Here is a 13,951-nt window from a genome sequence, read left to right on the forward strand (position 1 = left end):
GACCCGATGACCACGAGCACGACGGCCTCCTCGACGGCGCCCTTCGGCCAGGAGAAGTACCAGGTCAGGTTCGACTGGGGGATCGTCGGTGCCGAGCGAGTGCTGCCGGGTGCCGACGCGGTCGTGGTCGTCGACGCGCTCTCGTTCACGACGACCGTCGTCGTCGCCGCCGAGCACGGGGTCGCCGTCGCACCGTGGCCCGACGACCCCGGGGGGCGCGAGGCCGCCGAAGCGTTCGCCCGCGCGCGCGGCGGACGCGTCGCCGCCCGGCGCACCGAGCCCGGGCCGTCGCTCTCGCCCGCGAGCTGGACCGATGTCGAGGCATCCCCCGTGGTCGTGCCCTCGCCGAACGGCGGCGCGATCGCCCACGCGCTCGCCGACCGCGACGTCGTCGTCATCGCCGCCGCGATGCGGAACCGCACCGCCGTCGCCGAGCACCTCCTCGCCCTGCAGGCCGCGCGCGGCGAGCGGCTCATGATCGCGATCGTCGCCGCCGGGGAGCGCGACCGCGACGGCGAGGGGATCCGCTTCGGCATCGAGGACCTCCTGGTCGCCGGAGCCGTGGTCGACGCGCTCGTCGCCCGCGGCATCGACCACACGTCGCCGGAGGCCGCCGTCGCGTGCGCGGCGTTCGAAGGGCTCGCGCGCGCGACGGGGCACCTGATCAGCGCCTCGGGCAGCGGCGTCGAGCTACGCGAGCTCGGCTTCGCGGGCGATGCGCGGCTCGCCGCCGAGCGCGACGTCACGGACGTCGTGCCGGTACTGCGCGACGGGGTGTTCGTCGCCGAATAGGATCTGCTCATGACGACGGCGACCAGGCGGGGCATCCTCGCGGTCGTCACCGCCGTCGTGCTGGTCGGGCTCGGGCTCGGCGCCGCCTTCGCGGTCGGCGACGCCCTCGGCATCCGCACCGAGCCGAGCGAGCAGATGCGGCCGGCCGCCGCGGTCGTGCCCGAGGTGGAGGCGCCCGTGCCCCCGCCCGAGTTCACGACGCTCGACGTGCCAGACACGGTGCGGTTCGGCGTCGCCGTCGACGAACTGCTCGACGCGGTCGCCGACGCACCCGTGCGCGAGGGCGAAGCCTCGGTCGTCGTCGAGGTCGTCCCGAGGCAGGAGGTCGAATCCGGTCCGGGCGACGACGGGTACGAACTGCGCGGGGATGCCTCGGCACTGCGCATCCTCGCCGACACCGAGACCGGCGCGGTGCGGGCGATCTACGACCTCGCCGCGCAGGTGCGCGCCGCCGCGTCGATCGCCGACCTCGTCGGCGCGCACGAACCCTCGCGACTGCCGTTGCGCATGACCGACCTCGGCGCCGTCGGCGTCGCGCCCGACCCGGCCGAGTGGGAGTCGGGCGACGACTACTCGCACGCGTCGAAGGCGTTCGCCGCGGTCGTGCAGCCCGAGGCGCCCTACATCGACGAGGCCGCGCTCGCCGAGGCGTTCGACGACTTCGACGGGTTCCTCCGGCACTCGCTCGCGAACGGCTTCAACGCGGTCGCGTTCCCGGGCTTCGTCGAGTACGTGACGTTCGACGGCGCGCCCGACGGTGCGGTGTACGCCGACGGCGACGACCACCGCGACAAGGCGATCGCGCTCCGCGACGCCTTCGCCCCGTTCTGGGAGCGCGCCGACCAGCTCGGCGTGCAGGTCTTCCTGCGCACCGACATGCTCGCCCTCACGGGGCCGCTCGAGCGCTACCTCACCGACCGCTTCGGCTCGCTCGACACGGAGGCCCCGGGGTTCTGGGACGTCTACACCGCGGGACTCGACGAGCTCTACGAGGCCGTGCCCGCCCTCGACGGCGTGCTCATACGCATCGGCGAGGCCGGAGCGATCTACGACGTCGGCGGCTGGGACTACTACTCGGCGCTCGAGGTGACCACGGTCGACGCGGTGCGCACGATGCTCGAGGCGTTCACGGGCCAGGCCGAGGCCGCCGACCGCGAGGTGGTCTTCCGCACCTGGAGCGTCGGCGTCGGCGCGGTCGGCGACATGCACACCAACGACGCCTCGTACGAGGCGGTGCTCGACGGCATCGACTCGCCCGCGCTCATCGTCTCGACGAAGTACACGCTCGGCGACTTCTACTCGTGGCTGCCGCTCAACCACACGCTCGAGCAGGGCGATCAGCGGCGCATCGTCGAGTTCCAGAGCCGCCGGGAGTTCGAGAACTTCGGGGCGTTCCCCAACGACCTCGGCACGCAGTACCAGTGGGCCCTGCAGCAGCTCCTCGCGGCGAACGACCGCATCGAGGGCGTGTGGGTGTGGACCCAGGACGGCGGCCCGTGGCGGGCCGGCCCCATGACGCTCTACCTCAAGGCGGGGTTCTGGGAGCTGTACGAGCTGAACACGCAGCTCGCCGCCGACCTCGCCCGCGACCCCGACGCCGACGTCGCCGCGATCACCGCCGACTGGGCGCGGGAGTGGTTCTCCGACGACCCCGAGACCGTCGAGGCGATCGTCGCCGCGATGACCCGGTCGCGGGCGGCGATCGAGCAGGGCATGTACGTCGAGCAGTTCGCCGAGCAGCGAGTCTTCGCCATCGGGCTCGAGCCGCCGCCCATGATGTGGATCTTCGAGTGGGACATCCTCACCGGCGACTCGGCCGTGCTCGACGTCATGTACTCGATCGTCCGCGACTCGGCCGGCGGCGACGGCGCATCCGGGGTCGAGGCGGCGATCGCGAGCGGCGCCGAGGCGGTCGCCGCCGTCGAGGAGATGCGCGACCTCGTCACGGCGACGGACGCCGCGAGCTGGCGCTCGCCCGAGCTGCGCGACGCGTTCGTCTCGACGCTCGACTACGAGCTCGACACCCTCCGCCTCCTCGAGGCGTACCGCGCGATGATCCTGCACCAGGGCGAGTGGCACGACACGCTGGCTCCGACCGCACGGGAGGCGTGGGAGGCCGACCGGGCGGTCTTCGAGGAGCGGGCCGCCGAGCACCTCGAGCGCTACGAGGGCGACCTCGACCATCCGGCGTTCAACCTCGAGGCCGCGCAGCTCGGCGTCGACCGTGCCGAGCGCGACGCGGTCATGGCCTGGTTCGCCCGCGGGCTGCTCGTACTCGCGCTCGCATGGGTCGTGATCGGGGTGCTCGCCGCACGGACCAGGCTCGTCCGCCGGCCCGGCGCCGCAGCCGCCCGCGCGACGTGGACGGCGTCGACGCATCCCTGGCGCGCCCGCCTCGAGACCCTCGGCATGGACGACCTCGACCGCTGGCTGCTCCTGCTCGTCCCGGTCGCCCTGCTCGTGGCGACGCGCGCCGTGCAGACCTCGTTCCTGTCGTGGACGCATCTGGCCGTCGTCATCGGAGCGTGGACGGTGTTCGCCCTCGTGCTGCGCCTGTGCGTCGGCCGGCGTTCGCCGTGGCCGGTGATCGCCGCGGTCGGCGGCGTCGTGGTGCTGCGCTGCATCGTGACCCTGTTCGCCCTCTCGTTCACCGGCCCCGGCGGCTACTGGTTCGCGTTCTGGACCGACCCGGCGCTGCGCACCGCCTACATCGCGGTCGCGTTCGCGCTCTTCGCGTGGGCGTTCGTCGCGGCGGGGTGGGCGCTCGCTGCGCAGGTCGGCGGGCGGCGCGCGACCGGCTTCGTGCTCGCCGCCGTCGGCGCGGGCCTCGTGGTGCCGTCGGTCGTCGTCGGGGCGATCGGGCTCGAGCGCGCCCTCACGCTCTGGAACGACGAGATGGGGCTGCTGCCGTGGGGCCTCGCTCGCATCCTCGGCATCACGACGTACCTCGACATCCCGGGCGAGACCGCCTGGTACGCGGCGGGGCTCGGTGTCGTGCTGCTCCTGGCGGGCGTGCTGCTCGCGCTCCCGCGGCGCCGCACCGAGGCATCCCGTCGCGACTGAGCACCACCGCGTGCTCGACGAGCCTGCCGTCGTCGCCCGGTGCCCGGGCGACGGGTGCACGTTCGGTGGGGGATGACGCGGAATGAGGCCGAGCGGGCGCGCCGGCCTCGGTGTCAGGCGGCGCGGTCGGGCTCGATGGGCTCGGGCTCGGGATCGGGCATGGCGAGCTGCGTGGCACCGGCCGAGGCCGCGGTGCGCCCGCTCTTGCGGGCCCGGTGCGCGCGCACCTTCGCGCGGTTGCCGCATCGCTGCATCGAGCACCAGCGCCGCGTCGCCGCGCGCGAGGTGTCGAGGTAGACGATCTCGCAGTCGTCGCCCGAGCACTCGCGGATGCGCTCGAGGCTCGCCGGCGAGAAGAGGTCGACCGCGTCGCGCGCGATCGTCGAGAGCGCCTGCGCCACGGTGTGCACCGAGCGGCCCGCCTGGCGGGTGCCGCCGCCGAGCGCCGGGGGGACGTCGGGCGTCGCGGCGTAGAGGTTCACGAGGTCGATGTCGCCCGCCCGTGCGGGTTCGCGCCGGCTCGCGGCGACGGCCATGCGCGCGATCGCGTCGCGGAGCGCGACGGCGTCGAACAGGTCGCGCGAGCGGGCCTGGCCGACCGCGACGGGGAACCGCTCGCGCAGCCATTCGGTGAGGTCGTCGGGGGAGTGGAACCGCTCGACGCCCGCCGAGGCGGCCGCACCGCCGATCGCGCCCGTCGTCGCGAAGTCGAGGGCGACCGAGCCCGAGTCGAACCACCACTTGACGCCTTCGGCGGGAACGAGCCATTGTCCGATCGGGATCGAGACGGTGGAGACGGGCATTCGATCAGCGTAGCGCTTGGGCGATGCCTCGGAGCGCGCGCTCCGGCCCCGTCGGCGACGTTCGGGACGGACGGTTCGGCGTCGTCGCGCGGCCGTCAGCCCGCGGCGGCGCTGGCCGCCCGGCGGCGCACGGCCGGGGTGATCTCGCGATGCCGCCAGACGATGAGGTTCGCCGCGTCGAACCCGCGCCGGCAGAGCCCGCAGCTGAGCTGGCGAGTGGGTTCGCGATACCGGTAGTGCTCGTGCCCGGCGGGGCAGCGGCCGACCCACGGGGCGAGCTCGTGGGCGACCTCCCCGTCGTGCGTGCGCCGGCCGACGAACCCGAGGCCGGCCGCGATCGACGCCCACTTCGGGCCGTGGCCGGCCCGCGGCCCGGCGATCGCGTGGGCGACCTCGTGCAGGAGGATCTGGTGGACCTCGTCGTCGTCGTAGCGGGCGGCCAGGTACCGCGAGACCGAGATGCGCTTCGCCGTGTAGTTGCAGAGCCCGGCGCGCTTCTTCGCGTTGTCGAACCCGAAGGTCCAGACCTCGGGGTCGAGGTGCAGCACGATGAGCGCCTCGGCCCAGCGCCTGACCCGCTCGAGATCCGCCATGGGATGAGAATAGCCCCGCCCGCCCACGTTCCGGCGGGACGCACGGCCCCCGAACGGGGCGGATTCCGGGCGGCGGCGTGCTCACCCGGCCGCGACGAGCCCGACCGCGAGGAGGCGGTCGTCGCCGTCGCGCGGCGAGCCCCGGCCGTCGGTGTTGTTGGTGAGGAACCAGAGCCGGCCGTCGGGGGCCTCGACGACGTCGCGGATGCGGCCGACCTCGCCCGTGAACCACGGTGTCGCGGTGCGCTCGGAGCCGCTCGCCGGCGCGACGGTCCAGATGCGCTCGCCGCGGAGCGATGCGAGGAACAGCGTGTCGCCGATCACCGCGAGCCCGCTCGGGCTGGCCTCGCCCGGCGACCACTGCAGTACCGGGTCGACGAAGCGCGGGTCGCCCGCCGCGCCCTCGACGACCGGCCAGCCGTAGTTCGCCCCCGGCTCGACGAGGTTGAGCTCGTCCCAGGTGTCCTGCCCGAACTCGGAGGCCCACATCCGGCCCGAGGCGTCCCAGGCGATGCCCTGGGGATTGCGGTGCCCGAGCGTGTAGACGCGCGTGCCGAAGGGGTTTCCGGGCGCGGGCCCGCCGTCGGGGGTCATCCGCAGGATCTTGCCCGAGAGCGAGTCCGGGTCCTGGGCGGCCTCCCGCACGGCCGCGTCGCCCGTCGTCGCGTAGAGCAGTCCGTCGGGGCCGAAGGCGATGCGGCCGCCGTTGTGGTTGCCGGCCTTCGGGATGCCCGTGAGCACGGGCTCGGCCTTCCCGAGCGCGAGCGCACCCGGAGCGCCCGTGAGCGGCATGCGGACGATGCGGTTGTCGTCGGCCGCGGTGAGGTACGCGTAGAGCTCCGCCGGTCGGCCGGCCTCGCTCGGACGGAGCGCGATGCCGAGGAGGCCGCCCTCGCCGGCGGGCACCACCCCGGGCACCGTGCCGGCGACGCGGAGGCCGCCGTCGGGCAGCACCTCGACGATGTCGCCCCGGTCGCGCTGGGAGACGAGCACGCCGCCGCCGGGCACGAGCGCGATCGACCAGGGGGCGTCGAGGCCGGCGGCGACGACGCCGACCTCGCCGCTCGGCTCGAGCGGCACCGGGGCCGGCGTCGTCGGCGGTGCGGTCGTCGACGGCGCAGGCGCCGGGCTCGCACCCGGGCCGGTCGCGGTCGGGCCGGGCGACGGCTGATGCAGCGTGCACGCGGTGAGCGCGGCCGCGACGAGGCACGCGGCGCCGACGAGCCGGCCGCCCCGATACGTGCGACGCGCGGATCCACGCGCGGCGGGCACGCCGCCCCGGGCCCGCGCGGCCGTCGTCGCCACCGAACGCATCGCGTCCCCCTCCCCGTCCCAGTGTGCTCGCGTCGGCGGCAGAATGGGAGCATGCGGCCCGTGATCGACCTCAACAGCGACCTCGGCGAGTCGTTCGGCGCGTGGCGCGTCGGCGACGACGAGGCCATGTTCGGCCTCGTCTCGAGTGCGAACGTCGCGTGCGGGTTCCACGCGGGCGATCCGATGACGATGCTCGCGAGCGCCCGTCGGGCCGCCGAGCACGGCGTCGCACTCGGCGCGCATCCCGGGTATCGCGACCTCGCCGGGTTCGGCCGTCGGGCGCTCGACGCGACGCCCGCGGAGATCGCGGCCGAACTCGTCGTGCAGCTCGGCGGGCTCGACGGCGTGGCCCGCGTGGCGGGCACGCGGGTGCGGTACGTCAAGGCCCATGGCGCGCTCTACCACCGCCTCGCGGCGGATGCCGCCGCCGCGCACGCCTTCGTCGAGGCGGTCGCCGGCTACGACGCCTCGCTCCTCGTGCTCGGTCCGCCCGCGAGCGCGCTCGAACGCGCCGTGGATGCCTCGGGCCTCGGCTACGCCCGCGAGGCGTTCGTCGATCGCGGGTATGCCGCAGACGGGTCGCTCGCCCCGCGCGGCGAGCCGGGTTCGGTCGTCGACGACCCGGCGGCGGCGGCCGACCGCGCGCTCGAGCTCGCCGAGACGGGCGGCATCACCGCCGACGACGGCAGCCGGCTCGAGCTCGGCCCCGACTCGCTGTGCCTGCACGGCGACACCCCCGGCGCCGTCGCGATCGCCCGCGCCGTGCGCGCCGCGCTCGAGTCCGCCGGCTGCCGCATCGAGGCGTTCGCGTGACCGGGCGCCTGCTGCCCAGCGGCGAGGCGGCGCTCCTCGTCGAGTGCGACTCGCTCGACGAGGTGCTCGCCCTGCACGACGCGCTGTCGGCCGACCGCCGACCCGGCCTCGTCGAGCTCGTGCCCGCCGCGCGCACGGTGCTGGTCGCGGTCGATCCCGAGCGGTTCCCGCTCGAGTCGGTCGCCACGTGGGTGCGCCGGGCGCAGGCCGGCGCGGGCGCTCCCGCGGCCGCCGTCGGCGACGCGCCCGCGGAGGACGGGGGCGCCGGCACCGTGACCGTGCGGGTCGCCTACGACGGCGACGACCTCGAGGAGACCGCCGCGCTCCTCGGCTGGTCGGTCGAATCCCTCGTCGCACGCCACTCGGGCGCGCGGTGGCGGGTCGCGTTCGGCGGGTTCGCACCCGGGTTCGGGTATCTGGTCAGCGACGACTGGACGATCGAGGTGCCGCGCCTCGAGGCGCCGCGCACCCGGGTGCCCGCGGGGGCGGTCGCGCTCGCCGGAGCGTTCTCGGGGATCTACCCGAGGGAGAGCCCGGGCGGCTGGCGCCTGATCGGCCGCACCGACGCCGAACTGTGGAACCCCGATCGACCGGATCCCGCCCTCCTCGCCCCGGGGCGCCGCGTGCGATTCGAGGCGGTGCGCTGATGCGTCGCCTGGTCGTGGACGCGGTCGGCCCGCTCGCACTCGTCGAAGACCTCGGACGCCCGGGCCTCGCCCACCTCGGGGTCGCCGGCTCCGGAGCCCTCGACCGGGGCGCCGCACGACTCGCGAACCGGCTCGTCGGCAATCCCGACGGCGCGGCGATCCTCGAGGTGCTCGTCGGCGGCCTCCGCGCGCGCATCGTCGGCGGCGGCACGTGGTTCGCCGTCGCGGGGGCGTGGGGGCCGATCACGCTCGACGGTCGGCCGGTCGCGCCGTACACCGCGGTGCGTGCACCCGACGGTGCGGTGCTGGAGCTCGGCGCCGCCCAGCGCGGACTGCGCTACGCGCTCGCGGTGCGCGGCGGCTTCGACGTCGAGCCCGTGCTCGGATCGCGCTCGCGCGACACGCTCGCCGGCCTCGGTCCCGAGCCGGTGACGCCGGGTCGCGAACTCGCGATCGGACCGGAGCCCGAGGCATCCGTGCCGCTGCTGGACCAGGAGGCGGCCTTCGCGCCGCCCGACGACGCGGTGACCCTCGCCCTGCGGCCGGGGCCGCGGGCCGACTGGTTCACCGACGCCGCGCGAGCCGCGCTCTTCGAGACGTCGTGGCGGGTCTCCGAGCGGGCCGACCGGGTGGGGGTGCGGCTCGTCGGGCCGGCGCTCCGACGGCGTGTCGCGGGCGAGCTCGCGAGCGAGGCGACGGTGCCCGGCTCGATCCAGGTCTCGGGCGACGGGCAGCCGACGATCCTGCTCGCCGACCGGCCCGTCACGGGCGGTTACCCCGTGATCGCGGTCGTCGCGGCCGCCTCGCTCGACGCCGTCGCGCAGTTGCGGCCGGGGCAGGAGCTGCGCTTCCGCCACGCCTGACCCGCGCCCCGTTCAGCCGCCCGGTTTCGCCAGGAAGATCGAGCGCGCGGGCGGCGGCGACGGCACCGCGGTCGCGTCGGTCACGACCGGGGCGCCCGCGATGAAGCGGCGGAGCTCGTCGCCCTCGACGAGCTTCGCCGGCGCGGGATCGCTCGCGAGCCGGCGTGGCATCGGGTCGAACGGGAGCGGCGCATCGGACGCGTACATGACGATGTTGCCGAACCGCCGCCCCTTGAGCATGCCCGTGTCGGCGGCGATCGCGACGTGCTCGAACACGTGCGACAGCGTCGCCGCCTGGGAACGTGCGAAGGCGAGGCCCGCGCCGTCGGCCACGTTCACGGCCACGATGCCGCCGGGGGCGAGCCGCGGCACGACGAGGCCGTAGAACTCGGTGCTCGTGACGTGCGCCGGGGTGCGCGCGCCCGAGAAGATGTCGACGACGACGAGGTCGACCGCGCCGTCGAGCCCGCCGGGCAGCTTCGCGAGCACCTCGCGGGCATCGCCGTGACGGATACGGAGTTGCGCGCCGCGCGGCAGCGGCAGGTGCTCGCGCACGAGGTCGACGAGCTCGGACTCGAGCTCGATCACTTGCTGCCGCGACCCGGGCCGGGTCGCGACGACGTACCGCGGCAGCGTGAGCGCACCCCCGCCGAGGTGCACGGCGGTGATCGGCTCGCCCTCCGGGCGCACGAGGTCGACGGCGTGCCCGATGCGCCGCACGTATTCGAAGCCGAGCCACTCGGGGCGATCGAGCTCGACGTGCGACTGCGGGGTCCCGTCGACGTACAGGGTCCACGAGCCCGGGGACTGACGCGACTCCTCGAGCCGGGCGACGTGGCCGCTCACGGCGAGGCGGCGTTCGAGCGAGGGGTCGGAGGTCACACGACCACGCTACCCGCCGGGGGTCGGCCGGCCCGCGCCGCGAGCGCGATCAGCAGGCGCCCCACAGTGCATGGTCGAGGCGCTCGCGCTCGAGCACGGCCGCCGGGTGCGGGCCGAGTGCGGCCAGCCGTTCGGCGAGCCGCGCCGGCGGCGCGTGCGGGGCGGCGACGAGCACCGTGTTGCCCTCCTCGGCACCGGAGACGACGCTCGCATCGCCCGCGACGAGGAGCTCGGCGCCCGGGTCGGCGCGCGCCACGGCCCTCGCCTGGGCCCGCAGCCGGGCGAGGCCGGCCGCGTCGGCCACGTTCACGACGAGCAGCCCGCGATCGGCGAGCAGCCCGAGGCATCCGCCCATGAACTCGCGAGTCTCGACGAAGGCGGGCGCCTCGAGGCGGTCGTAGAGGTCGACGATGACGAGGTCGAAGCGTTCGCCGCCGGCGAGCTCCGACACCACGGATGCCGCGTCGTCGACCCGCACGGAGATGTCGCCGCCGGCCGGCAGCGGCAGGCGGGCCTGCACGAGCCGCGCGAGCTCGCCGTCGATCTCGACCACGAGCTGCGTCGAGCCGGGACGGGTCGCCTCGACGTAGCGGGGGAGCGTCATGGCGCCGCCGCCGAGGTGCAGCACGCGCAGCGGTTCGCCCGGCAGCCCCATCGCGTCGACGACGTGCCCGATGCGGCGCACGTACTCGAAGAAGAGCCGCGTCGGGTCGGCCGCATCGACGTGCGACTGGGCCACGTCGTCGACGAGGAGCGTGAAGCCGCCGGCCGAGAACACGTCGGTCTCGAACTCGATGCGGCGGGGCGTGGCGGGCACGGTGGCATCGTCCCACGGATCGCGCCCGGGATGAGCAACGATTGCTCAGGCGCCCCCGCGCGCGTTCCGCCATGCTGGGAGCAGATCGGATGAGGAGGACGGATGAACGCGATCTACGACGACCTCGGCGGCAGCGACGGAGTGCGCACGGCGGTGACGATCATGTACCACCGCATCGCCGCCGACCCGGAGCTCGCCCCCTGGTTCGAGGGCGTCGACACCGAGCGGTTGCAGGCCCACCAGCGCGCGTTCCTCGCCGCGGCGTTCGGCGGCCCCCAGGTGTTCAGCGGTCGCGCGATCGGCGAGGCGCACCACGACATGGCCATCACCGACGAGGCGTTCGACCGCGTCGTCTCCTCCCTCATGACCGCGCTCGCCGACCTCGGCGTCGCGAAGGAGGCGGTCGGTGCCGTCGGCGAGCGCCTCGAGGGCATGCGCGGCGACATCGTGAGCGCGTAGCCCGGTCGGCGTCCGGCGGGGCGGCGTCCGCGGTCCGCCCGACCGCCGCAGCTACAGCTGGAGCTCGTGCCGTCCGCGGATGCCGAGCTTCGTGTACGTCGCCTGCAGGTGGTTGTTCACCGTGCGCGGTGACAGGAAGAGCCGCTGCGCGATCTCGTTCGAGCTGAGGCCCTGCGCGGCGAGCGAGGCGATCTCCCGTTCGCGCGGGGTGAGCGGCTCGGTGCCGTCGGTGAAGACGAGCAGCGGCGTGCGCGCCCCCTCGCAGGCGGCCGCGAGCGCCCCCGCCCGCTGCAGGTCGGCGGAGGCCTCGCGCCCGCGCCCGTCGGCGCGCGCGGCCTGCCCGGCCGAGGCGAACGCCTCGGCCGCGAAGACGAGGGCGCCCAGCCGCTCCCACTCGGCTCCGACCTCGCGCAGCAGCGCCACGTCGGCATCGGCCTCCCCGCGGGCGTGCCGGGCGCGAAGCGCGATCTCGGGGGCGCCGGTGAGCTCGGCGAGCGCCTCGAGCCGCTCGGCGGCCTGCTTCGCATGCGGGCGCGACGCGAGCCGCGCGAGATGGTGCAGGAAGGCCGCGACCACGAAGTACGCGCCGCGGGGCAGCAGGTCGTCGGCACGGGCGAGCATGAGGCGCGCAGCCGTCTCGACGTCGCCCTCGGTGCGGGCGATCCATGCCTCGGCGAGGGCCGTGAGCGTGTCCTGGTCGTCGTAGCCCTCGTTCATGCGGGCCCGGAACGCCTTCGCGGCGGCGAGGTCGCCCTGCTCGCACGCGATGATCGCCAGGAACCCCAGGGCGGGGGAGCGGAGCGACGCCGGGCCGCGCAGCTCGGCGCCCGACACGGTGTCCCGGAACCATCGTGCCGCGGTGTCGAGCCGGCCCATCGCCCAGAAGATGCGCCCCATCAGGAACTCGTCGAGCCGGGCGCTCAGCTCGTCGTCGTTGCGGATCGCGTCGTGCAGCGAGTCGACGACCACCGTTCGCGCCTCGGCGTACCGGTCGCCCTCGACGAGTGCGTGCGCGAGCGCGAGCTGCGCTCGCCGCTTCGGGATCACGGCGCCCTCGGTCTCGGCGTACGCCACCGCGAGTTCGGCGGCCTCGACGGCCTCCCGCGAGCGCTGCAACTGCGAGAGCGGCATGGCGCGGCTCATGCCGATGAGCGCCTGCTCGAGCGGGCTGTCGCCCATCTCGGCCGCGGCCCGGTCGACGATCTCGAGCGAGTCGAACGCGCGCTCGAGATGCAGCACGAGGGTCGCCTTGCTCAGCATGAGCATCTGGCGCTGTTCGGGGAGGGCCTCCTCGATCTCCTCCAGCAGCCGGATGCCCCGCTCGCTGCCGAGCGGGTCGCCGCCGTAGACCTCGGCACGCATGCGCGCGATCGCGGCGAGGAGGGCCTCGGGGTGCTCCTCGCCGCGCGCCGCCTCCTCGGCGTGCGTCAAGGCCTCGAGCGCCTCGGGGCCGCGCCCGAGCGACCAGAGCAGCTCGGCGTGGAGCATGTGCGAGGCCGGGTCGACCGCGCCGGCGGCGACCGCGGCCGCGGCGAGCCGCACGGCGGTGCGATGGTCGTGCGCGCGCCTGGCGAGGTCGGCGGAACGGGCGAGCAGCGCGGGATCGCTCGGCCGCCCGGCGTCGAGCCGCCACATGGCGATGCGCAGCTCGTCGACGACGGTCATCGGTCCGCGCTCGACGATGGCGGCCTGTTCGGTCAGCACCGAGATCGCCCGGATGCGCGGCAACGACTCGCGCACGGCACCGGCGTACTGCGGGTGCGCGAGGGTGATGGCGATGCCGTGGCCCGACTCGTCGACGCGGATCATGCCGCGCAGTTCGAGCTCGGCGAGCGCTTCGGGTGCGCCCGGGCGCACGAACTCGTCGATGCCGAGCGGCTCGCAGAGGGCGAGCCGTTCGATCGCGTCGCGTTCCTCGGGGCCGAGGTTGCGCAGTCGCGCCCGGATGAGGTCGCGAAGGGCGGGGGTGCCGACGGGGTCGCCCTCGAGCTGCCAGTGTCCGCCTGCGCGGACGAGGGTGCCGGCGTCGACGGCGCCGATCACGAGCTCGCGGAGGAACAGGGGGTTGCCGTGCGAGGCGCGGTGCAGCTCGACGGCGTCGCGATGCGCGATGGGTGCGTCGAGCACGACCGAGACGAGCTCGGTCACCTCGTCGAGATCGAGCGCGGGGACGTCGATGCGCACCGAGTCGGCCGACGAGGCGACGGGGATCACCCCGTCGGGCACGGGCTGGCCCTCGGGCAGCGTCGCGATGAGCGCGAGCGTGCCGGCCGCGACGAGCTGGGAGATGAGCGCGACCGACACGCTGTCGGCCGAGGAGAGATCGTCGACCGCGATGACGGCGCGCCGTCCGCCCGCGAGTCGGGCGATCGTCGCGCTCGTCGAGGCGAAGAGCGCGAGCGGGTCGCTCACCTGCGGCACGACCGGGTTGTCGATGCCGCGGGCGAGTGCCGGCGCGACGGTCGCGAACGGCACGGCCGAGAGGGCGGGGTTGCCGCTCGCGGTGAGCACGAGCCAGCCGTCCTCGTCGAGCAGGTCGCCGACGGCCGACTGGATTCGGCTCTTGCCGATGCCCGACGGGCCGTAGAGGAAGACCGACCGCGCCTGACCCGAGGCCAGCGCACCCGCGGCGCGCGAGACCTGGGGGTCGCGGCCGACGAGCGGCCAGGGGCCGTCGAGGTCGGGCTCGGGGCCGGCTGCCGCTCCGGGGTCGTTCGGGGCCATCGCCGCCTTTCGCGTCATCGGATCGCTTCACTGTATTGCCCGGATGCACAGCAGCGCAGTACCCCGCATTGGGGGGATCGTCCGCTCGCGGACGTCGCGCCCCCGACTGAGTACTCGGGCGCGGGCTGAGTAATCGCGGCCGCTTCGTGAGTAGTCGGCGCTGCGCCGATTGAGCAGGCGG

Annotated in this window: 12 protein-coding genes; 6 read left to right on the top strand and 6 right to left on the bottom strand. The window is 75.1% G+C overall.

Annotated elements, in window-relative coordinates; all coding sequences use genetic code 11:
* The first annotated feature begins 6 nt into the window (after nt 1-6).
* Both AC3RJ7_RS02785 and AC3RJ7_RS02790 read left to right on the top strand, forming a co-directional pair.
* Nucleotides 7-792: a 2-phosphosulfolactate phosphatase gene (locus tag AC3RJ7_RS02785; protein WP_491454326.1), complete on the top strand. Its 786-nt coding sequence runs from the start codon at nt 7-9 to the stop codon at nt 790-792.
* Nucleotides 793-801: 9 nt separating this feature from the next.
* Nucleotides 802-3,855 carry a hypothetical protein gene (locus AC3RJ7_RS02790; RefSeq protein ID WP_491454327.1) on the top strand — a complete coding sequence of 1,018 codons (3,054 nt, stop codon included), beginning with the start codon at nt 802-804 and terminating at the stop codon, nt 3,853-3,855.
* Nucleotides 3,856-3,968: 113 nt separating this feature from the next.
* Here the strand turns inward: AC3RJ7_RS02790 and AC3RJ7_RS02795 are convergent, their stop codons facing one another.
* The 3 genes from AC3RJ7_RS02795 to AC3RJ7_RS02805 form a co-directional block, all read right to left on the bottom strand.
* On the bottom strand, nt 3,969-4,658 hold the full coding sequence (locus AC3RJ7_RS02795; protein ID WP_491454328.1) for a CGNR zinc finger domain-containing protein: 690 nt from the start codon (nt 4,656-4,658) through the stop codon (nt 3,969-3,971).
* A 95-nt stretch (nt 4,659-4,753) separates the two neighbouring features.
* Nucleotides 4,754-5,251 (bottom strand): SprT-like domain-containing protein, encoded by a 498-nt coding sequence (locus tag AC3RJ7_RS02800; RefSeq protein WP_491454329.1) that lies wholly within the window; start codon nt 5,249-5,251, stop codon nt 4,754-4,756.
* An 81-nt stretch (nt 5,252-5,332) separates the two neighbouring features.
* A complete protein-coding gene (locus AC3RJ7_RS02805) occupies nt 5,333-6,565 on the bottom strand; it encodes a PQQ-dependent sugar dehydrogenase (RefSeq protein ID WP_491454330.1) in 1,233 nt (410 codons plus the stop codon).
* A gap of 51 nt (nt 6,566-6,616) precedes the next feature.
* Between AC3RJ7_RS02805 and AC3RJ7_RS02810 the strand changes: the two genes are divergently transcribed.
* Genes AC3RJ7_RS02810 through AC3RJ7_RS02820 form a run of 3 tightly spaced genes read left to right on the top strand, consistent with a single transcriptional unit; the run spans nt 6,617 to nt 8,888 of the window.
* Entirely contained in the window at nt 6,617-7,378 is a 762-nt protein-coding gene (locus tag AC3RJ7_RS02810; protein ID WP_491454331.1) for a LamB/YcsF family protein, read from the top strand.
* Nucleotides 7,375-8,025 (top strand): 5-oxoprolinase subunit B family protein, encoded by a 651-nt coding sequence (locus AC3RJ7_RS02815; protein ID WP_491454332.1) that lies wholly within the window; start codon nt 7,375-7,377, stop codon nt 8,023-8,025. The genes AC3RJ7_RS02810 and AC3RJ7_RS02815 overlap by 4 nt, the downstream gene beginning before the upstream one ends.
* Nucleotides 8,025-8,888, top strand: coding sequence for a 5-oxoprolinase subunit C family protein (locus tag AC3RJ7_RS02820; RefSeq protein WP_491454333.1), 864 nt, complete (start codon nt 8,025-8,027; stop codon nt 8,886-8,888). Before AC3RJ7_RS02815 ends, AC3RJ7_RS02820 begins: the two co-directional genes overlap by 1 nt.
* A 12-nt stretch (nt 8,889-8,900) precedes the next feature.
* On the opposite strand, the gene AC3RJ7_RS02825 is transcribed toward AC3RJ7_RS02820, so the two are convergent.
* Both AC3RJ7_RS02825 and AC3RJ7_RS02830 read right to left on the bottom strand, forming a co-directional pair.
* Nucleotides 8,901-9,770: a spermidine synthase gene (locus tag AC3RJ7_RS02825; protein ID WP_491454334.1), complete on the bottom strand. Its 870-nt coding sequence runs from the start codon at nt 9,768-9,770 to the stop codon at nt 8,901-8,903.
* Between the two features lie 49 nt (nt 9,771-9,819).
* Entirely contained in the window at nt 9,820-10,587 is a 768-nt protein-coding gene (locus AC3RJ7_RS02830; RefSeq protein WP_491454335.1) for a spermidine synthase, read from the bottom strand.
* 102 nt (nt 10,588-10,689) lie between these two features.
* Between AC3RJ7_RS02830 and AC3RJ7_RS02835 the strand changes: the two genes are divergently transcribed.
* Complete coding sequence (locus tag AC3RJ7_RS02835; RefSeq protein ID WP_491454336.1) at nt 10,690-11,046, top strand: group I truncated hemoglobin; 357 nt, start codon at nt 10,690-10,692, stop codon at nt 11,044-11,046.
* Nucleotides 11,047-11,097: 51 nt separating this feature from the next.
* Here the strand turns inward: AC3RJ7_RS02835 and AC3RJ7_RS02840 are convergent, their stop codons facing one another.
* Nucleotides 11,098-13,788 (bottom strand): helix-turn-helix transcriptional regulator, encoded by a 2,691-nt coding sequence (locus AC3RJ7_RS02840; protein ID WP_491454337.1) that lies wholly within the window; start codon nt 13,786-13,788, stop codon nt 11,098-11,100.
* Nucleotides 13,789-13,951: the final 163 nt, after the last annotated feature.

The sequence above is a fragment of the Agromyces solani genome (assembly GCF_058349925.1).